We start from the raw sequence: 20,495 nt of genomic DNA on the forward strand, positions 1-20,495 counted from the left end.
GTCTAAAAATAAATTAGCAATCGCAATGGTCGCGCTGGTGAGTGTTTCGGCACTCGCCCAGGAAGAAAACCAGAGCGATATTTCCTGGTGGCAGAAAATCCCCGGCCTCTCGCCGCAGATAGAAACCACCGGCGATTACACCGACAAACCGCTGGGCAGCAATACCGAAACCACCCTGATCCCAACGGCCGGCCAGCGGTGGGTGCAGGATGCGGAATCGTTTATCTCTCCCGAGGAAGTGGTGCTGGAAAACAATGCGCTGCCGCCGCTGGTGTACCGCGAGGTGGGCGATGAAATTGATCCGGCGCTGATCGACCAGCTGCGGGAAAGGCTCGCGGCCCTGAGCGACGCTCACGAGCTGCAGCTGATTTTTACCGGCCACACCGACAGCGATCCACTGAGCGAAGACCTGCAAGCGGAGTTCGCGGATAAAACGGCGTTTACCGAGGCGCGCGCAAAGTTGGTGGCGGAATACTTCCAGACGGCGCTGGAACTGCCGGAGGACGCCATTGTGGTGGCGGGCCGCGGTGACAGCGAACCGCTGACGGAAAACATCACTGCACAAGGCCGCGAACTGAACCGCCGGGTAGAACTGACCCTGCGCTATTTCGAGCAGGATCAGCAAGCCCGCGACGCCCAGCGCCGCGCCGAGGCGCTGCAGCTCAACCGAGTCCAGGTCTGCCGCCAGGAAACCGTGTGTAAGCTGCGCTACAGCGCGGGCACCGACCAGCGCGCGCGTCTGAAAAACCTGGTGTCGCCGCTGCGCCTGCAGCCGGGGCAGGTGGACCTTCCGGCGGCCTTTGTGCGCCGTATCCAGGAAGTGCGCAACACCCTGCTGGACAAACCCAATCTCACCATTCACTTCGTCGGCCACACCGATGGCGCGCCGCTGCCGGAAGGCCCGGCGGAACTGTATGACGACCAGATGGCGCTGTCGCGCGCGGAAGCGCGACGGGTGGCGCTGGCGGTTGCGGATCAGCTGCACCTGCCGGGCTACATGGTCACCAGTAGCGGCAAAGGTGCGAGCCAGCCCATCGCCGCCAACGACACCGCCAAGGGCCGTTCCCTGAACCGCCGTGTGGAGGTGGAGTTCTGGTACGACGATTTACTGGAAACCGCCGCCGACGGCGTGCAGGCGTGCCCGGAATCCGCCGCGGCGGAAACCATCACCATCGCCCACGAATCGCCCACCGGCGACGTGCCGCCGATTTTCCTCGACAGTGGCGAGCCGCAGATATCCAGCGCGCAGCTGGCGCAGATGCAGCGTCTGATGGAAGAGGTGGCGGGCAAGCAGAACGTGCGCCTGAGTTTTGTCGGCTATAGCGATAACGAGCGCATGGAGCGCCGCGAAGCCATGGTCTACGGCGACGACGTGGGCCTGTCGTCCGCGCGCGCGCAAAAGACCATGGAAGTGGTGCAGCAGCAGCTCGGACTCGACGCTACCCAGGTAGAGTTTGAGGGGCGCGGCTATGTAGAGTCCAAGGATGTGGTGCAGACCGGATTTATCCACATGGACGGCGCCCGTGTGGAAGTGCAGGTGCTTTACGACGAGCTGGCGGTGCTGGCCGAGCAGGATCGCCTGGAGATCGAGCGCCTGCAGCAGGAGGCGGAGGCCCACAATCCCTACGCTCTGAACCTGATGCGCATCACCGTGGACGGCGCGCCGGAATACGATCCGCACAAGAACTCCGCGGACCTGCAGCGCTGTACCGACGTGGCGCTGGAAAATGCCAACATCCAGTTTCGCTTCGACAACCAGTCGATGCAGCCGCGTCTCAACGTCAGCGCCTTCCCCAGTACCATCCGCTATGCGGACGATCCGGAAACGGAACTGGTGGAGAGCCGCGTGCAGTTCAAGCGCTACACCAATTACCCGTCGTTTATCACCCGCGCGGAAGTGCGTATTTTTGAGGAAGAGCAATCCCTGCGCGACGCACCACTGGCGGTGGTCACCCTGGACCAGAACGGTGAGGGCAGCTGGGAGGCGGACTTCGACAGCTTCCAGGCGCCGCTGAAAAAGCTGAAATACGTGTTGCGTGTATACGACTGGAAACAGCGTTTCGATGAAACCCGTCCGCAGACCCTGTGGCTTGTGGATAACTTCGAACCGCAGTTGCAGCAAGCCACCACCGAAAAAGAATTGCTGGTGGGCTATGGCGAAAACCGCCTGTCCGAGCAGCATATTCCGGTGAGCGGCAATGCAGTGCTGGTGAACGGCGCGGATATTCCGGCCAACCACAGTGTGTGGCTGGCGGGCCGCGAAATTCCCGTGAGCAGCAGCGGTGATTTCGTCGCCGAGGAAATTTTTGCCAAGGGCCTGCACACCGTGGAAGTGGCGGTGCTCGACGAGCAGGGTAACGGTGAACTGTTCCTGCGGGACCTGGAGTTCAATCGCGACGACTGGTTCAGTGTGGGTATCGCCGATGTCACCATCGCCCGCGATGACACCAATGGCCCGGCGGCACTGGTCACCGGTGACCAGACCCACTACGACAATTCCGCGAGCTACGACGGCCGCCTGGCGTTTTACACCAGCGGCAGCTTTGGCGATGGCTGGCGCCTGTCTGCCAGCGCAGACACCGAAGAGGGACCCATCGACGACCTGTTCTCCAATTTTATGGAAAAAACGCCGGATGCCCTGTTCCGCCGTCTCGACAGCGATCTCTACTATCCGACCTTTGGTGACGATTCGACGGTGGTGGAAGATGCCCCCACCTCCGGCAAGTTCTTCATCAAACTGGAAAACTACGACGATTACGGCCTGTGGGGTAACTTCAAGGCGTCCTACACCGACAACGAACTGGCACATATCGACCGCGCGCTTTACGGGGCCAATTTCCATTTCGAGACCGACGATGTCACCGACTTTGGCGACAAGCGTTTCGAAGTGGACGCGTTCAGTGCGGAGCCCGGCACCATCGCCGGTCGCGACGAGTACCTGGGCACCGGCGGTTCCCTGTACTACCTGCGCCACCAGGATATTCTCACCGGCTCCGAGCGCCTGCGGGTGGAAGTGCGGGACAAGAACTCCGGTCTGGTGCTGGGGGTGAAAAACCTCACCCCGGTGATCGATTACGATGTGGATTACATCCAGGGCCGCGTGCTGCTGAACCGTCCGCTGTCGGCCATCGCCAACGACAACCTGATCGTTCAGGATGGCTCCTACAACGGCAATCCGCAGTATCTGGTGGCCCGCTACGAATACACCCCGGGCTTTGATGACCTCGACACCCTCGCCCTCGGTGGTCGCGCCCAGTACTGGGCCGGTGACCATGTCCGCATCGGCGTGAGCTCGAGCCAGCAGGATGAAGAGGACAATGAGTCGTCACTGAACGGCGTCGACCTGACGCTGCGCAAAACTGCCGGCACCTGGATGAAAGTGGAAGTGGCGGAGAGCCAGGGCAACACCCTGGAAACCCTGTCTTCCCTCGATGGTGGTTACAGCTTCAATCAGGGTAGTTTTGAACAGGGAGGGCCTATCGATCCCAATGCCAAGGCCGGCGCGAACAAGGTGGAAGCCGCCATCCAGATGGGGGACTTCTTCGAGGGTGCGCGCGGTTCCATGTCGGTGTATGCGCAGCAGCGGGACGCGGGCTTTTCCGCGCCGGGCCAGCTGGCGACCTACGATACCGAGCAGTACGGTGCGGTAGTTAACGTGCCCATTGGTGAGCGTTTCGATGTCGGCCTGAAAATGGACAACAAGGAACAGCAGCAGGGCCTGCAGACCTCCGCCACCGATGTGGAGCTGGGCTATCGCCTGAGCGAGCGCTGGCGCCTCGCCGCCGCGGCCCGTTCCGACTCCCGGGAGGATCTGTCACCGGTGGTGCCGGTCACCCAGAAACAGGGCGATCGCACCGATGTAGCGATCCAGGCCGGTTACGATTCCGGTGCCAATTGGAACGCGTTCGGTTTCGTGCAACGTACCGCCGAGTTGTCCGGCAACCGCGATGAAAACAATCGCGTCGGTTTTGGCGGTGCCTACCGCGTCAGTGATCGCCTGACCCTGGACAGCGAACTTTCCGGTGGCGACACCGGCAACGCGGCGCGCGTCGGTACCGACTTCCTGGTGACCGACCGCACCAACCTGTACCTGAACTACACCCTCGACAACGAACGCACCGACACCGGGGTGCGCGCGCGCAAGGGCAACCTGAACAGCGGTTTCCGCAGTCGCTTCTCCGACACTACGAGCATTTACGGCGAAGAGCGCTACACCCACGGGGATGTGTCCACCGGTCTCACCCACGCCCTCGGCGTGGACTTGGCACCCAGCGACACCTGGAATTACGGAACATCGCTTGAGGCGGGCACCCTCGAGGACCCGCGCACCGGTGCCGAAACCGAGCGCCGCGCCATGGGCGCCAGCATGGGCTTTAACGACGGCGACCTGCGTGTGTCGAGCGCGGTGGAATACCGCATCGACAATATGCAGACGCTGACCGACCCGGCAACCGTGCTGGAAAACGAGCGCAAAACCTGGCTGCTGAAAAATGCCCTGAGCTTCCAGATCAGCCCGGACTGGCGTTTGGTGGGCAAGCTCAATTATTCCGACAGCCAGAGTTCCGCCGGGCAGTTCTATGACGGCAAGTACACCGAGGGTGTGATGGGTTATGCCTACCGCCCGGTGGCGAACGACCGCTGGAATACACTGCTGAAGTACACCTACTTCTACAATGTGCCCACCACCGATCAGGTGCTGGTGACCTCAAGCAGCGCCAGCAGTGCGGTGGAGTTCGTGCAGAAGAGTCACATCTTCTCCGTGGATACCAACTACGACCTGACCCAGCGCTGGACGCTCGGCGCCAAGTACGCCTACCGTCTGGGGCAGTTGAGCATGGAGCGCGAAAATCCCGAGTTCTTTGACAGTAACGCGCACCTGTACGTGATGCGCGCCGACTGGCACTTCGTGAATAAATGGGATTTGTTGCTGGAAGGTCGCGTGCTCGACCTGCCGGAAGCGGGCGACCGCAGAAGCGGCGCGCTGCTGGCGCTGTATCGCCAGATGGGAAATCACTTCAAGGCGGGTATCGGTTATAACTTTACCGATTTCTCCGACGACCTGACGGACCTGGATTACGACAGTCAGGGCGTCTTCATCAATATGGTCGGTAAATTTTAACCCTGCCGTCACTCTACAATTCGCGTGACGCGGCCACTGCAGAATCCTCCCGGAGGGTTTCTGTAGTGGCCTTCGCCGTTACCGGCTGATCATTCCCATCCCTTCTGACGGAAAATCGCCCCTACCCACTACATCTCTCCTGCTACCTTTTCGCCTGATGGTTGTACCGATATAAGGCACGTGCCTTGTTTAGAAATAGGCAAGAAGTGCAGAGGAACGTGCGTTGAAAGCTTCCTCTGCTTGCTCTACTTTGTTATGCGAATAGGTATAAGTAAAAAAACAGGCGAGCGGAGAAGCCCATGATAAAACTCACCATCAACGGCGAGCCGCGCTCGCTGGATGTACCCGCCGATACCCCCATCCTTTGGGTACTGCGCGATACGCTAAAGCTCACCGGTACACGCTTCGGTTGCGGCATGGCGTTATGCGGTGCCTGTACCGTACATCTGGATGGCAATCCTATCCGCTCCTGCACTACGCCAATTTCCATGGCCGAGGGCAAACAAATCTCCACCATTGAGGCCATGCAGGACGACCCGGTAGGTCGGCGTGTGCAGCAGGCCTGGATGGATGAGGCGGTGGCCCAGTGTGGCTATTGCCAGGGGGGACAGGTGATGAGCGCAGTCGCCTTGTTGAAGGACAATCCGAATCCCGACGATGCCCAGATCGACCGCCAGATGAGTGGCAATATCTGCCGCTGTGGTACCTATCCCCGTATTCGCAAGGCCATTCATCGCGCTGCTGCGGCGGCTGAAAAGAAGGCTGCCAGCATCGGCGAACCCCTGTTTACGGAGGTGAAGGTATGAGCAATACGATTGTTGATCCCAACGCCACGCAGACAGACGAGGTGGAACTGGAAATTGCCAACGTCAGCCGTCGCCGTTTCCTGCGCGGCCTCACCGCCACCGGTGTGCTGGTCATCGCCGCGCGCTGGACACCGGCGACATCGGCTGCCGAGGGTGAGGACCCGGACAATCCAAAAAAATATGGCGCAGAAGCCATGGCCCACGGGTGGGTGGACAACCCGGATGTGTTTATCAGTATCGCTCCGGACAATACCGTCACCCTGATCAATCACCGCGGCGAAATGGGGCAGGGCATCCGCACCAGTGTGGCGATGGTCATGGCCGACGAAATGGGGGCCGACTGGCAGAAGGTGCGCGTTGAACAGGCCATTGCCAACGAAGAAAAATATGGCAACCAGAATACCGATGGCTCCCGTTCCATGCGCCACTGGTTTGACCCGCTGCGTCGAGCCGGTGCCGCGGCACGCAGCATGCTGGAACACGCGGCGGCCAAACTGTGGGGCGTGCCGGTGGCGGAATGTCGCACCGGGGTACATCAGGTAATCCATATTCCCACAAACCGTACGCTGTCTTTCGGTGAACTGGCGGCGACGGCTGCCGAGCAGCCGGTTCCGGAGCGCAAGTCCCTGAAGCTGAAAAGCCCGGACGAATGGCGCTTTATCATGCGCGAGCCGCAGGCGTTTCCCAAAACCAATGACGCCCAGCCGCTGGCCGTCGACGGAATGGATATCCTAACCGGCAAGGCACAGTTCGCCGCTGACGTCAGCTGGGACAACATGCTGTACGCAGTCATCGCACGCCCGCCATCTTACGGTGCGGCGGTAAAATCATTCGATGACAAAAAGGCGCTGGCGGTGCCGGGCGTGGTCAAGGTGATCCAGATGCCCACCGCAACGCAGCCCTCTGGCTATGAGCCCATGGGCGGGATTGCCGTGCTGGCGGAATCCACCTGGGCGGCGATCCAGGGACGCAAGGCGCTCGGCATCGACTGGGATAACGGGCCGGCCGGTGCCAATGCCAGTTACGACTCGGTCGCCTACCGCAAGCTACTGGGGGAGCGGGCGAAAACAACGGGCAAGGTGGTGAGCCAGAAGGGTGATATGGCGGCCGCCCGCGAGGCTGCTGCGCAGTCGTTGAGCGTCAATTACTACGCACCGCATATGGCCCAGGCGCCGATGGAACCCATGGCGGCCATGGTGCGGATTAACGGGGACAGGGCCGATGTGTGGACTTCGGTGCAGAATCCCCAAGCTGCCCGCGATGGCGTGGCCAAACGCCTGCAGTTGAAGCCGGAAAATGTCACTGTGCAGTGTGGTCTGATGGGCGGCGGCTTCGGGCGCAAAGCCAAACCGGACTATGTATTTGAGGCCGCGGACCTGAGCAAGGCGATGAATGGTCGCCCGGTACGGGTACAGTGGACCCGTGAAGATGACCTGCACAACGGCTTTTTCCACACGGTGGCACTGGAGCATATGCAAGGCTACCTGGACGACAACAAGCGGGTCAGCGGCTGGCTGCACCGTTCCCTTGCTCCCAGTATCTCGTCCCTGTTTGCCCCCAATGCCGAGTATCAGTCCCCGTCTGAAATGGGCATGGGCATCCGCAATATGCCGTTCGATATCCCGGCGGTACAGTTGGAGAACGGCGAGGCGGAGGGGCATATCCGTATCGGCTGGTTCCGCTCGGTATACAACGTGCCTCACGCCTTTGCGATCCAGAGTTTTGTTGCCGAGCTCGCCCATCTGGCGGGCAAAGATCACCGGGACTTTCTGCTGGAGTTACTGGGACCGGACAGAAAAATCGATCCGGGCAAGGAACATATATTTAATTACGGCGAAGACCCTGCGCGCTATCCCATCGACACGGCTCGTTACCGGGCAGTGATCGAGCGGGCTACGAAAGAGGCCGGCTGGGGTAGGGAAATGCCAGCCAACCGCGGGCTGGGTCTCGCGGTGCACAACAGCTTTGTGTCCTACTGCGCGATCGTGATGGATGTGGAGGTTACCGAGGGTGGCGATGTTATCGTGCACCGTGCGGATGTCGCGTTTGACTGCGGCCCCCAGATCAACCCGGATCGTGTCGCCGCCCAGATGGAAGGTGCCTGCGTGATGGGCACCGGCATCGCGTTGATGACGCAGATTACGGCCAAGGACGGACGGATTCAGCAGGATAACTTTCACCAGTACCTGGTACCGCGAATCAACCACGCCCCGCGGGAAATTCATGTACACGCGGTAAATAACGATCTGGATATGCCCCTCGGCGGCGTGGGGGAACCGGGGCTGCCGCCGGTGGCCCCGGCCCTGTGCAATGCGATTTTTGCCGCGACCGGCAAACGTATCCGCACCCTGCCGATCGCAGACCAGTTGAAAAGCTGAGCGGAGCGAGAGATGCAGCACCTCGATGTGCAGGTGGTAGAGCGGGGACTGGCGTGGCTGAGCGCCGGTGAAACCATCTGGTTCTGCACCGTGCTCTCCACGTTCGGATCATCGCCGCGGGCGCCGGGCTCGATCATGGTGGCGCGCGGGGATGGCAGGCATCTGGGCTCGTTATCCGGTGGCTGCGTGGAGGAGGATTTTCTCGCGCGGGTGCAGCGTGGCGAATTCAGCCAGCGGGTGTCTGTCGAACGCTACGGCGACCAGCGCGATCGACCTGCGGTTGAGCATCGCCTGCCGGTGCAGTTGCCCTGCGGCGGTATTCTGGAGGTATTGATTGAGCGCCTCACCCCGGAGCATGGGAATCGCCAGCACCTTGCGGAATTGCTCGCGGTATTGCGTGGACAGCGGCAGAAAATACGCACGGTCTCCCTGGTCGACGGGTGCAGTAGTCTGTTCCCGGTTGCGCACACCGACGGTGATACCGTATCGGTCACCGCGGATATCGCCAGCATTCGTGTGGGGCCTGCCTCACGCCTGGTGATCGCCGGGCTCTCCAGTGTTGCCAGAACCTGTGCAGAGTTTGCGGTGGCGCTGGGTTACGAAGTGATCCTGTGCGAACCGCGGGAAGAGGAATATCGCGATTTCCATCTCGCCGGTGTGCGTCTGGAAAAAATCTTCCCCTCACGGTTTATCGCCGAGGCGGGCAATTGCCACCAGCAGACTGCGGTGGTGGCGATGACTCACGACCCGCGTATCGATGACCTGGCGATGATGGAAGCGGTCAAAACTGACGCTTTCTATATCGGCGTTATGGGATCACGGCGAACCTCGGATAAACGGGCCACCCGGCTGTTATCCACAGGCGGCCTGACCGCGGAAGAGCTGGATCGCATCCATATGCCCATTGGCCTCGCTTTGGGGAGTAAAACACCTGCGGAAATCGCGCTGGCGGTGATGGCCGATATCCTGCGTGTACAGCGAGGTATCCGGCGCGATGCACTCTGACTTCGATAACCTGCCTTATGAACTCGGCGGCCGAACCCTGGGACTGGTAATGGCTGCCGGGTTTTCCCGGCGTTTCGGCGGTGTTGACAAACGCACCTTACGCTTGGCGGACGGTGTTGGTCTGCTCGAACACACGCTGGCGCAGCTTCGGCCCGTCTTTACGGACACGAGTGGGGCGAGCCTGCTGGCGGTGGTGATTCGTCCCGACGACTGCCCGACTGCGCTGGGGATCCCAGACGACTGCCACATTGTCAGAGCGCCCAATGCGCGCTGTGGCCTGGGGGCCAGTATCTCTGATGGGATGACCGCCGTACGGGAAATGTCGTTTATCCGTGATATCGACAGTGTTGCGATCCTGTTGGGGGATATGCCCGCACTGCAACCGGCAATACTCACGAAACTATTAAAACTCAGTGCTAACGATGCCATTGTCCGCCCGCGGTTTAACATGCAGTGCGGCCACCCCGTGGTGTTCGGACGAAAATTCTGGCCTGCGTTATATGGCCTTACCGGGGACGAGGGTGCACGCCAGGTCATCGCCGCGAATGTATCCGCGCTGACCGTCGTTGACGTGGATGACCCGGGTACACTTCTCGATATTGATACCCGGGGAGCGTTTGATCGCCACTGGCAGGGTAATGCCGGAATGACTTCGAATTTATTCCCAGCCGCTCAGGACTAACTTGCCGATCGTCCTGCCGGTTTCCAGTTGCCGGTGCGCCAGGCGCAAGTTGGTGGCACTTATCGGCTCCACCGTGTCACTGACGGTGGTCACTAGTGTCTCGTTATCCACCAGCTCCGCGATCTGCTCCAGTATCCATCCCTGGCGATCCATGTCATCGGTTGCAAATTGGCTGCGGGTAAACATGAACTCCCATACAAAGGTCGCACTTTTGGGTTTCAGCAGGTTCAGCGGCAGGGGCTCTTTATTGTCGACCACGCAGCAGATTTTCCCCTGGGGCTTGATGGCATTGGCCATGGCCGGGAAGTGCTGGTCGGTGTCTGCGAGGCAGAGAATATAATCAACCTCCGGAATACCGATATCCGTGAGCTCCTCATCCACCGGGTTGCGATGGTTCACCACATGGCTCGCCCCCATCTGTTTTACCCAGAAGCTGGATTTGGTGCGCGATGCGGTGGCGATCACATTGAGCTTGGCCAGCGCGCGCGCCAGCTGGATGGCCATGGAACCTACCCCCCCGGCGGCGCCAATGATCAGGATGGACTTGCCGGCATCTTTTCCGGTACTGCTGATTTCGAGTCGGTCAAACAGGGCTTCCCAGGCGGTGAGGCTGGTCAGTGGCAGCGCAGCCGCCGCGGAGTAGTCCTGGGTGCGGGGAATGCGGGCTGCGAGGCGCGCATCCACCAGCTGGAATTCGCTGTAGCAACCGGGTCGGGTGATATCGCCGGCATAGTACACCTGGTCGCCGGGCCCGAAGTTTTCCACCGCACTGCCAACGGCCACGACTTCACCCGCCGCATCCCAGCCGAGGATTTTTGGTGTTGTTTCCACAATGGCGTCGGGTTTGGGGGCGCGGACTTTGGTGTCCACCGGGTTTACCGCGATGGCTTTGACCGCCACCAGCAGGTCCCGCGGGCCGGGTTCCGGTTGGTCTATTTGCAGGTCAAGCAGGGACTCTTCAGCGTCGATGGGCAGGTATTGGAAAAGACCGACAGCTTTCACGTGGGAGCTCCATATCCGTTGGGTGCTTATAGGGGGCGGACAATCAATGTCCTTTGCTTCAACAATCTCGCCAGTGAGTGCGCACAGTGTGGCACCGCTTTTGTAGGCGCGGTCGCAGTTTAGTTGAGCGGTACCGCAGAGACTGTGATTTGCCTCAGACTTCCGCGGGGATATCGGACGGTCGGACAGGATTACGCGGTTCCCGGCTACTGGCATTCTGTCGGAGGCTGCGTTTTTGCCACCACAGGTAAAGTCCTGTTCCGAACAGGAGCGCGGGTGCCAGTCCTGCAATCAGTACCAGCCAGCGTCCGACGATACCCAGGGCATCGCCGTTATGCAGGGGGAACTGCCAGCGCAGGATCTTGTTGCCCAGTGGAATCTCGGTGACGTTCTGGGACATCAGGACCTCGCCGGAGTACTGGTCGATACGCACAACACTGGCGCCGTAGTTGGACCAGGCTTCGCCGGCGGCGCGGTAAGTGAGGCCGTAGCTGTCTTTGTTATCCACAGGCAGATAAATCCGTTTCAGAACACCACCGGGGAATACGGTCTCACCGATGGCAACGGCCTGGTCTGGAGATATCGGGGTGCCGGATTCCGCGTTCGAGCCGGGCAGGACGGGGCGTGGTTCCAGTTTGAACAAACTGCCCACCACCGCTTCAACCTGCGAGGGGAATACCAGGGTCACGCCGGAAAAGCTGATCAACAGCAAAAGCGGCAGAAAATAAATACCGAACACCTGGTGGACATCAAAATAAAAGCGGAAGCGGTTGCCGGTGCGGGAGATGGTCAAGGCGCGCTTCCATTTCCCTTTGCCGGGCTTGCGTTTTTTCGGCCACCACAGCACGGCGCCGCTGATACAGAACAGCATCAGCAGCAGCCCCATAAAGCCCACCACGGTTTTACCGGTTTTACCCGCGAGCAATGTGTAGTGCAGGCGGTAAATCCAGGTCATGGCACTTTGCGATGTGCCCCAGGTGCGCACCGCGAGTACTTCTGCATCGGTGGGCGATACGCTGACTTCCACCGGGCCTGGTGCACCTTCTGGCGTGGGAAAGCGTACAACGTGGGGGCTGCCCGGCTGGCGCTGGGTCATCAACCTTGTGGGCGCGGGATTGCCCGGCACTGCCGCCTGAGCAGCGGTGAGGATATCCGCGTAGCTGGCCGCTTGGGCACTGGGATTGAAGCGGACGGTGTGCGGTGCGAGCTTCTCATCCAGCGCGTGATCGAACACCAGCAGGCTGCCGGTCAATCCGATAAGCGCAAGCAGCAGGCCGAGGGTAAGGCCCGCGTACTTGTGAAGGATGAAAAAGGTTTTGCGCATGCACACCTCAGCCCGTCATTCCGGCAGTCGCCGGAATCCGGATACCCGCTTGCGCGGGTATCACAGGACTTGATTAAAACACTTTCGAGTAAGACAGATTCACGCTGCGCCCCAGGCCCTTGAAGTTGCGGGCATCGTTACCTGCGGTCTGGGAGTAGTAGGTGAAGTAGTCTTCGTTGGTCAGGTTCTGGACCCCCAGCGCAAACTCACCACCCAGCGCTTTCAGCTGTGCACTGGCATCGATAATGGTGTAGCCGTCGAATTCGGTGGTCACCACTCCCGCGCTGTTTTCAAAGTCGCGGTCCAGCAGCCAGTTGGCCTGCAGGCGAGTGCTGAACACGTCGTTCCAGTTGCGCACCCAGCTCAGGTTGAAGCGGTTGGGGGCGATATTGCGGCCGTCCAGGTCGGTATCCACCTTGCCGTCGTCGTTGGAGTCGTAGCGACCCTTGGTGTAGGCGTAACGGGCTTCCAGGGTATCGGTTTCAGTAACAAACCACTGACCGCGCAATTCTACACCGTCGATCTCGGTCTGCTCGCGGCTGACACTGTAAATGCCGTCGCTGCCGAGGTTCAGGCGCTGGCCGAAGTCGGAGTCGGAGGTGTAGTAGGCCAGCTGTGCGGTAAATTTATCGCCGCTGAAGTCCACCCCGATTTCCTGGTTTTCGGTCAGGATCGGTTTCAGGTTCAGGAAGCTTTCCACATCCAGGTCCGGCTGGTTGATGCCGCGCAGAACCCGGCCCACATCCGGCATAGAGAAACCTTCGGAGTAGTTGGCGTAGACCCGCAGACCTTCGTTAATTGCATAGGTCGCGCCGATGTTGCCGAGGGTTTCGCTGAACTCCGGGTTGCCGCCCTTCACGAACTGGCCGCCGTTATAGGAGTACAGGGTGGTGAAGTCATCCACCTGCAGTTCGGAGATTTCACGGCGCACACCGGCGGTGATGGTCATGTGCTCGATGCCGCTGAACTCCGCCTGAGCATAGGGCGCGATGTTCTTGTATTTGGTCGGCGGTACCCAGGCGCGGTTGGTCAGGATCAGCTGCTGCCAGGTTTCGTCCTGTAGCAGGTCCACACCGTAGGCGAGGCTCACCGGCGCGCCGGCAATTTCATCCTTGATCAGGGTCAGCTTCAGGCCGCGCTTTTCCGAGTTGTTCTGGGACTGGTCGAATACCACGTCGCCGTAGGCGGGATCCTGGAAGGTCCCGCTGGGGGTGCCGCCATAAGTGCCGGCGAAGTCCTGGGAGAAAACCTGTGCGCGCAGTTTCTGGCCGAGGAAATCTTCCTTGGTGTACTGCAGGTTAATGGTGGTCACATCGTTGGAGGGTGATTTGCCCGGTACGTCCGCCTCGATTGCGGTGGTGGGGATGCCCTCGGAAATGTCGCCGTCGACGCTCAACCAGTTGTTGTTGCCTTCCAGCAGATAGTGGTTGACGGTCAGCTGTACGCGCTGGTCGCCCCAGCTGTAGCCGGTCTTTACGAACGCATTAATGGTCTCGCTGTCCATGGTGTCGCCCTGGGTATTGTCGAAACCGACAATCTCTCCGTTGGCGTCGTAGCTGATCCCGGTGTTGCGGTAGGCCAGGCTCGCGAGTACATCGACATCGTTCATCTTGCCCGAGAGGCTGTAGCTGCCGTTGTAACCCAGGGTGTCACCCAGCTCTTCCGGCTGCAGGTTGGATTCCACGCGCAGGCTCTGCTGGAACTCATCGCTGGGGGTGCGCGTCACCAGGTTAATGATGCCGCCGGAGGCGCCCATGCCGTGAATGGCGTTGGCGCCGTGAATTACCTCTACCCGCTCCAGCATCAGCGGATCGATGGTGTGGCCGTCGCGGCCGCCATCGCGCAGTGGGTTTGACTGCGGCACGCCGTCGATCAGGTACAGCGGCTTGCGGCCGCGCAGGCTCTCACCGGCACTGGTCATTTTCTGACGGCTGGGGGAGAAGCTGGGGATCAGGTTGCCGAGGATGGTGGACAGGTCGCTGGTGGCAGCCATCTGGTTGGTCAGTTCCTGCTGGTCGATCAGGGTGACGGTATTGGGAATGGCGTTCAGGGGCTTTTCCGTACGGCTCGCGGTGACCACAACTTCTTCGGCAATACGCGCATCGGTTTCTGCGGCAGAGGCCATTGAGGTGGTGATTGAACTGGCGGCGGCGATGGCCAGGGCAAGGGAAGTACGTGTCCCGCGCATGCTGAACTCCTCGGGGAATTATTTGGTGAGATATGTTGTGAAACTTTGTTGTAGATACTGGGCTTATGTTTTGGGCGCGACTGCTTGTTCAAGTCACGTGGCGGGCGATAGGTGATGACCCCGCCCGGATGTCTTAAGCCCCAGTTAAACTGGAGCGCGATCATAAAGTAAATGAGAATGCTTAGCAATTAGCATCTGGTGGCAGCGGGTGCTGTTTCATTAATATCCTTGTCAGGCCCGTAAATACTGGTGTTCGAGCAAGGCGTGAAATTAAATGCCAGAAGTGACTTGACTCCCCCGGGGGCGATCAATAGAATGCGCAGCCTCTGAGCGGTTGGGGTCACCCACCGCGGGAAATCGAAGTCCTACCAGGTCGATTTCCAGGGTTGTTGGTGCGGGGTGGAGCAGCCTGGTAGCTCGTCGGGCTCATAACCCGAAGGTCGTAGGTTCAAATCCTGCCCCCGCTACCAAATTTCCATTTATACTTCTCAAGTGGTAAGTGGTTGTAAGATCCCAGAGTTGTTGTTGCGGGGTGGAGCAGCCTGGTAGCTCGTCGGGCTCATAACCCGAAGGTCGTAGGTTCAAATCCTGCCCCCGCTACCAAATTTTACAAAAGTGCTTCAGGGCGCTTTTGTGTAGTAAAAGCCCCTGTTAGGGGCTTTTTCGTATCTGCGGCAAATGGGGTTATCCTAGTTTGTCATCCGAATGGGCCGGAAGTCGGCGCCGCGGTTTCTCATTCGGACCGTGGGGTCAGCTTCGCTGCCCATTTTTTGTTTTTGCAACCTGCTGCGGCAGTTGCACATCTGCCCCGCTAGTCGGCAGCACTGCTGACATGATCGCGGGCGAAAGTGGTGATATGGCAAGTAAGCGCGAACTTTTGGAAGAGCTTCTGGCTCCAGTGGTTGAATCGCTGGGGTGTGAACTGTGGGGGATCGAATACCAGACCCACGGTCGCAACGCCCTGCTGCGCATTTATATCGACGCCGAAGAGGGCGTTACCGTGGAGGACTGCGAAAAGGTCAGTCGCCAGGCAAGCGCAGTGCTGGATGTGGAAGATCCGATCACCGGCAATTACACCCTGGAGGTTTCCTCCCCGGGTATGGACCGGCCGCTGTACAAGCTCGAACAGTTCGAGCGTTATACCGGCGCCCAGGTGGAAGTCCGCCTGCGTATGCCGCTGGAAGGACAGCGCAAGTGGCGCGGCCTGCTGGCGGGTGTCGAGGGCGATGAAGTGGTCCTGCGCATCGACAGCGAAAATGAGTACCTGCTGCCGATCGACAGTATTGAGCGGGCGAATGTTATTCCGCAGTTTGAGAGCGGAAAGAAGAAGTAACGCGTTCGCCGCACTACCCGCGCTTGTATCTGCAGGCGCGGGTATCACAGTTTTGGGACCCGGGATTTCCGGGGATATTTTGTAGGGCAATGCAGAAGTAGCAGGTGGGAATGGCACGCGTGCCGCTCACCATGGCATTGAATTAAAAGCACGTAGCGTTTTTGAAGAGGCAGCTGCATGAACAAAGAAATCTTGCTGGTAGCCGAAGCGGTTTCCAACGAGAAAGGCGTTGACCGGGATATTATTTTCCAGGCAATCGAGGCGGCCCTGGCAACGGCCACCAAGAAACGCTACGACGAAGATTCCACCGTCCAGGTGATCATCAATCGTCGCACCGGTGACTACGAAACTTTCCGCAGCTGGGAAGTGGTGGGCGATGAGATCCTGGCTGAGCTGGGTACCCAGTTCACCCTGGAAGAAGCTCACGAGAAAGATCCCGAGCTGAAAGCCGGTGATGTCTACCGCGAGCAGGTGGAAAACGTCGAGTTCGGCCGCATCGCCGCGCAGACTGCCAAGCAGGTTATCGTGCAGAAAGTACGCGAAGCCGAGCGCGCCAAGATCGTCGACGAGTATCGCGATCGCGTCGGCGACCTGATCAGCGGCACCGTGAAAAAGGTGACCCGCGACTTTATCGCCGTGGACCTGGGCAACAACGCCGAAGCGCGCCTGCCGCGCGACCAGCTGGTGGGCCGTGAGATCTTTCGTCTCGGCGACCGCGTGCGCGCCATCCTGAAAGAAATCCTGCCGGAAGCCCGCGGCCCGCAGCTGATGCTGAGCCGTTCCTGCCCGGAAATGCTGATCGAACTGTTCCGCATCGAAGTGCCGGAAATCTCCGAACAGGTCATCGAGATCAAGGGCGCTGCGCGCGATCCGGGCCTGCGCGCCAAGATCGCGGTGAAAACCAACGATGGTCGTATCGACCCGGTGGGCGCCTGTGTGGGTATGCGCGGTGCACGTGTGCAGGCGGTGTCCAATGAGCTGTCTGGCGAGCGTGTGGATATCGTGCTGTGGGACGACAACCCCGCCCAGTTCGTCATCAACGCCATGGCCCCGGCGGAAATTGAATCCATTGTTGTGGATGAAGATGCGGGCTCCATGGACGTGGCCGTGGCCGAAGAAAACCTGGCGATGGCCATCGGCCGCAGTGGCCAGAACGTACGCCTGGCGTCCGAGCTGACCGAGTGGCAGATCAACGTGATGAGCGTTGATGTGTGGCAAGCCAAGCAGGAAGCCGAATCCGGCAGCATCATGGAAGTCTTCATGGAGCGTCTGGATATCGATGAGGACGTGGCTAGCGTGTTGGTGGAAGAAGGTTTTACCAGCCTCGAGGAAGTGGCCTACGTACCGATGGAGGAAATGCTCACCATCGAAGGTTTCGACGCGGAAATCGCCGAAGAGCTGCGCGCCCGCGCCAAAGACGCCCTGCTGACCCAGGCGTTGGCTTCCGAAGAGCAACTGGATGCCGGTGAGCCCCAGGAAGACCTTCTCAACATGGAAGGCATGGATCGTCAGCTGGCATTCCAGCTCGCGAGCCGCGGTGTGGCCACCATGGAAGACCTCGCGGAGCAGGCGGTAGACGACCTGCTGGATATTGAAGGTATGGACGAAGAGCGCGCCGCCGCGCTGATCATGAAAGCCCGCGAACCCTGGTTCGCCGACGACAGTGGTCAATAAGCCAAGTACCCAAGTGCCGGGCGAACGCCCGGCCACGCGCACCAACGTTGCGTGCGCGCCACGAATTGCCTGCCATGCAGGTCAAGGGTGGAGCAGCAAAATGCATTGAAGCTGCTCTGCCACCAAGTGACTTTTTAGGAGAGAGAATGGCCGAAGTAACAGTTAGCGAACTCGCCAAATCGGTTGGTGCCACCGAAGAGCGTCTGCTCAAGCAGATGCAGGAGGCGGGTTTGCCCCACACTTCAGCGGATGCAAAGGTATCTGCGGAAGAAAAACAGGTCCTGCTCAACTTCCTGAAAAGCAGTCACGGGGAGCAGAGCGCTTCACCTCGCAAAATCACCCTCCAACGCAAGACCACCACTACACTGAAAACCGGATCTGGCGCCGGCCGTAAGACAGTGAACGTGGAAGTGCGCAAGAAGCGCACCTACGTCAAACGTGCAGACGCGGATGAAGCCGAGCAGCCAGAAGTAGATACCTCCGCCCTGTTGAAGGCCGAAGAGGAGCTGGCCGCAGCTGAGAAAGCCGCCGCGGAACGCGCGCGCGCCGAACAGGAAGCCGCGGAAGCCGAAGCCAAGGCGCGTGCCGAGGCGGAAGCCAAGGCTCGTCAGGTGGCGGAAGAAGCGGAGAAGGCCCAGGCCGAGGCGGAAGCTAAAGCCGCAGAAGTTGCTGCCGTTGAATCCAAAGACGCAGACAAGGCCGCGGAAACCAAGCCCGAACCGAAGCCAGAAGCCCCCCCTGTTCGCTCCAGCTACGTCGACGATATCGAAGCCATGCGTCTTGCCGCCATCGAGCGTCGCAAGAAAGAAGACGAACGCGAAGCCGCCGAGCTGGAAGAGAAAAAGGCTCGTGTGGAAGCAGAGCGCGCACGTGTAGAGCTCGAGCAGAAAGAGCGCGCGGAAAATGTTAAGCGCAAAGATGCGGAGGAAACCGAGGCTAAAGGTGCCGCCGCTCCCCGTCGCAAGCACGAAGCTGTTGAGACAGTTACTACTCGCGACGAGGATGACGACGAGCCGCGCAAGCGTCGCGGTGGTCGTCGCAGCAAGACCGGCCCGAAAAAATCCAGCAGAACTTCTCTCTTCGAGGCGGCACTGGAAACTTTCGACAGCGACGAAGAGGAAAAGCGCAGTACGCGTTCCCTGTCTCGTCCGACGCTGAATATAAAGAATACTCACGGCTTCAAAAGGCCGACAGGAAAGCAAGTGTACGAAGTACAACTGGGCGAGACGATCACCGTCGGCGATCTTGCAAAGCAGTTGAATATCAAGGCCGGCGAGTTGATCAAACGTCTGATGAAAATGGGCGAAATGGTCACCATCAACCAGAGTCTGGATCGCGAAACCGCAACCCTGCTTGTCGAAGAGCTGGGCCACAAAGTGGTGTTCCGCTCCGAGAACGAGCTGGAAGAGCAACTGGTTGCCCAGTCCCAGCAGGCGGAAGGTGAAGAAGTGTCCCGTGCGCCGGTAGTGACCGTGATGGGCCACGTCGACCACGGTAAAACCTCGCTGCTGGATTACATCCGCAACACCAAAGTTGTTTCTGGTGAGGCCGGTGGTATTACCCAGCACATTGGTGCCTACCGGGTGCCGACCAGCCACGGCGAGATCGCCTTCCTGGATACCCCCGGCCACGCCGCGTTCACCGCCATGCGTGCCCGCGGTGCCCAGGCGACCGATGTGGTAATTCTGGTGGTTGCGGCGGACGACGGCGTGATGCCGCAGACCGAAGAGGCCATCGCCCACGCCAAGGCGGCGGGTGTACCGCTGGTGGTCGCGATCAACAAATGTGACAAGGAATCTGCCGATCCGGATCGTGTGAAGAACGAACTGGCGGCCAAAGACGTGATCCCGGAAGACTGGGGTGGCGACACCCAGTTCGTGCAGGTGTCTGCGCACACCGGTCAGGGTATCGAAGAACTGCTGGAAGCGGTTTCCCTGCAGGCGGAAATGCTGGAGCTGAAAGCCAAGGTGGGTGTGCCCGCCACTGGTGTGGTGATCGAAGCGCGCCTGGAAAAAGGCCGCGGTGTGGTTGCCACCCTGCTGGTACAGAACGGTGACCTCAAGCGCGGCGATATCGTACTCGCAGGCCAGAGCTTCGGCCGCGTGCGCGCCATGACCAACGAACTGGGCAAGTCCGTTAAGGATGCGGGCCCGTCTACCCCGGTAGAACTGCTGGGTCTGGACTCCACACCCAATGCCGGTGACGAGTTCCTGGTAGTAGCGGACGAGCGCAAGGCCCGCGAAGTGGCTGAGCAGCGCGCCGAGAAGGAGCGTTCCGAGCGTATGCAGCGTCAGCAGGCCGCCAAGCTCGAGAACATGTTTGCGAACATGGAAGCCGGCGAGAAGAAGGTGCTGCCGGTGGTCCTCAAGACCGACGTTCGCGGCTCTCTGGAGGCAATCCAGTCCGCACTGATGGATATCGGCAACGAAGAAGTTTCCGTAACCGTGGTGTCCAGTGGCGTTGGCGGTATCGCCGAGAACGACGTCAACCTGGCGCTCACCTCCGGTGCCATCATTCTCGGGTTCAACACCCGTGCCGATGTGGCCGCGCGCAAGCTGGCGGAAAACGAGGGTGTGGAAATCCGCTACTACAGCGTGATCTACAATCTGTTGGACGAAGTGAAGCAGGCGCTGTCCGGCATGCTGGCTCCGGAAGTACGCGAGGAAATCGTGGGCATCGCCGAGGTGCGCGACGTGTTCCGTTCGCCGAAGTTTGGCGCCATTGCGGGCTGTATGGTTACCGAGGGTATCGTGCACCGCAACAAGCCGATCCGTGTACTGCGCGACAACGTAGTGATCTACCAGGGCGAGCTGGAATCCCTGCGCCGCTTCAAGGACGACGTTTCCGAAGTCCGCAACGGCATGGAGTGTGGTATTGGCGTTAAAGACTACAATGACGTCAAACCTGGTGACCAGATCGAGGTCTACGACATCATCAAGGTAGCCCGCGAACTGTAACTGTTCTCTCTTCCCCCTGAATGCGGA

Annotated in this window: 11 protein-coding genes and 2 tRNA genes; 10 read left to right on the forward strand and 3 right to left on the reverse strand. The window is 60.0% G+C overall.

The window, feature by feature from the left end:
* Positions 1-25 precede the first annotated feature (25 nt).
* The 5 genes from R5R33_RS13590 (at position 26) to R5R33_RS13610 (ending at position 9,990) form a co-directional block, all read left to right on the forward strand.
* Positions 26-5,119 (forward strand): OmpA family protein, encoded by a 5,094-nt coding sequence (locus R5R33_RS13590; RefSeq protein WP_318953242.1) that lies wholly within the window; start codon positions 26-28, stop codon positions 5,117-5,119.
* 299 nt (positions 5,120-5,418) lie between these two features.
* Positions 5,419-5,925, forward strand: a complete 507-nt coding sequence (locus R5R33_RS13595) for a (2Fe-2S)-binding protein (protein ID WP_318953243.1) — start codon at positions 5,419-5,421, stop codon at positions 5,923-5,925.
* Positions 5,922-8,303 (forward strand): xanthine dehydrogenase family protein molybdopterin-binding subunit, encoded by a 2,382-nt coding sequence (locus R5R33_RS13600; RefSeq protein WP_318953244.1) that lies wholly within the window; start codon positions 5,922-5,924, stop codon positions 8,301-8,303. Before R5R33_RS13595 ends, R5R33_RS13600 begins: the two co-directional genes overlap by 4 nt.
* 12 nt (positions 8,304-8,315) lie before the next feature.
* Positions 8,316-9,308 carry an XdhC family protein gene (locus R5R33_RS13605; protein WP_318953245.1) on the forward strand — a complete coding sequence of 331 codons (993 nt, stop codon included), beginning with the start codon at positions 8,316-8,318 and terminating at the stop codon, positions 9,306-9,308.
* Positions 9,274-9,990, forward strand: a complete 717-nt coding sequence (locus R5R33_RS13610) for a nucleotidyltransferase family protein (protein ID WP_318953246.1) — start codon at positions 9,274-9,276, stop codon at positions 9,988-9,990. The genes R5R33_RS13605 and R5R33_RS13610 overlap by 35 nt, the downstream gene beginning before the upstream one ends.
* Here the strand turns inward: R5R33_RS13610 and R5R33_RS13615 are convergent.
* The 3 genes from R5R33_RS13615 to R5R33_RS13625 form a co-directional block, all read right to left on the reverse strand.
* Positions 9,967-10,992, reverse strand: coding sequence for a zinc-binding alcohol dehydrogenase family protein (locus tag R5R33_RS13615; RefSeq protein ID WP_318953247.1), 1,026 nt, complete (start codon positions 10,990-10,992; stop codon positions 9,967-9,969). The genes R5R33_RS13610 and R5R33_RS13615 overlap by 24 nt on opposite strands.
* Before the next feature lie 154 nt (positions 10,993-11,146).
* Positions 11,147-12,316, reverse strand: coding sequence for a PepSY-associated TM helix domain-containing protein (locus R5R33_RS13620; RefSeq protein WP_318953248.1), 1,170 nt, complete (start codon positions 12,314-12,316; stop codon positions 11,147-11,149).
* 73 nt (positions 12,317-12,389) lie between these two features.
* Positions 12,390-14,504 carry a TonB-dependent receptor gene (locus tag R5R33_RS13625; protein WP_318953249.1) on the reverse strand — a complete coding sequence of 705 codons (2,115 nt, stop codon included), beginning with the start codon at positions 14,502-14,504 and terminating at the stop codon, positions 12,390-12,392.
* 393 nt (positions 14,505-14,897) lie between these two features.
* Between R5R33_RS13625 and R5R33_RS13630 the strand changes: the two genes are divergently transcribed.
* From R5R33_RS13630 to infB, 5 genes are all read left to right on the forward strand, one after another.
* A tRNA-Met gene (locus tag R5R33_RS13630) sits at positions 14,898-14,974 on the forward strand.
* 56 nt (positions 14,975-15,030) lie between these two features.
* Positions 15,031-15,107: transfer RNA gene (locus tag R5R33_RS13635), tRNA-Met, on the forward strand.
* Between the two features lie 253 nt (positions 15,108-15,360).
* Complete coding sequence (gene rimP, locus R5R33_RS13640) at positions 15,361-15,837, forward strand: ribosome maturation factor RimP (RefSeq protein ID WP_318953250.1); 477 nt, start codon at positions 15,361-15,363, stop codon at positions 15,835-15,837.
* Positions 15,838-16,014: 177 nt separating this feature from the next.
* Positions 16,015-17,511, forward strand: a complete 1,497-nt coding sequence (nusA, locus tag R5R33_RS13645; RefSeq protein ID WP_318953251.1) for a transcription termination factor NusA — start codon at positions 16,015-16,017, stop codon at positions 17,509-17,511.
* Positions 17,512-17,657: 146 nt separating this feature from the next.
* Positions 17,658-20,468, forward strand: coding sequence for a translation initiation factor IF-2 (gene infB / locus R5R33_RS13650; RefSeq protein ID WP_318953252.1), 2,811 nt, complete (start codon positions 17,658-17,660; stop codon positions 20,466-20,468).
* Positions 20,469-20,495: the final 27 nt, after the last annotated feature.

Origin of the sequence: Microbulbifer pacificus (assembly GCF_033723955.1) — a bacterium.
Taxonomy (GTDB): Bacteria; Pseudomonadota; Gammaproteobacteria; order Pseudomonadales; family Cellvibrionaceae; genus Microbulbifer; species Microbulbifer pacificus.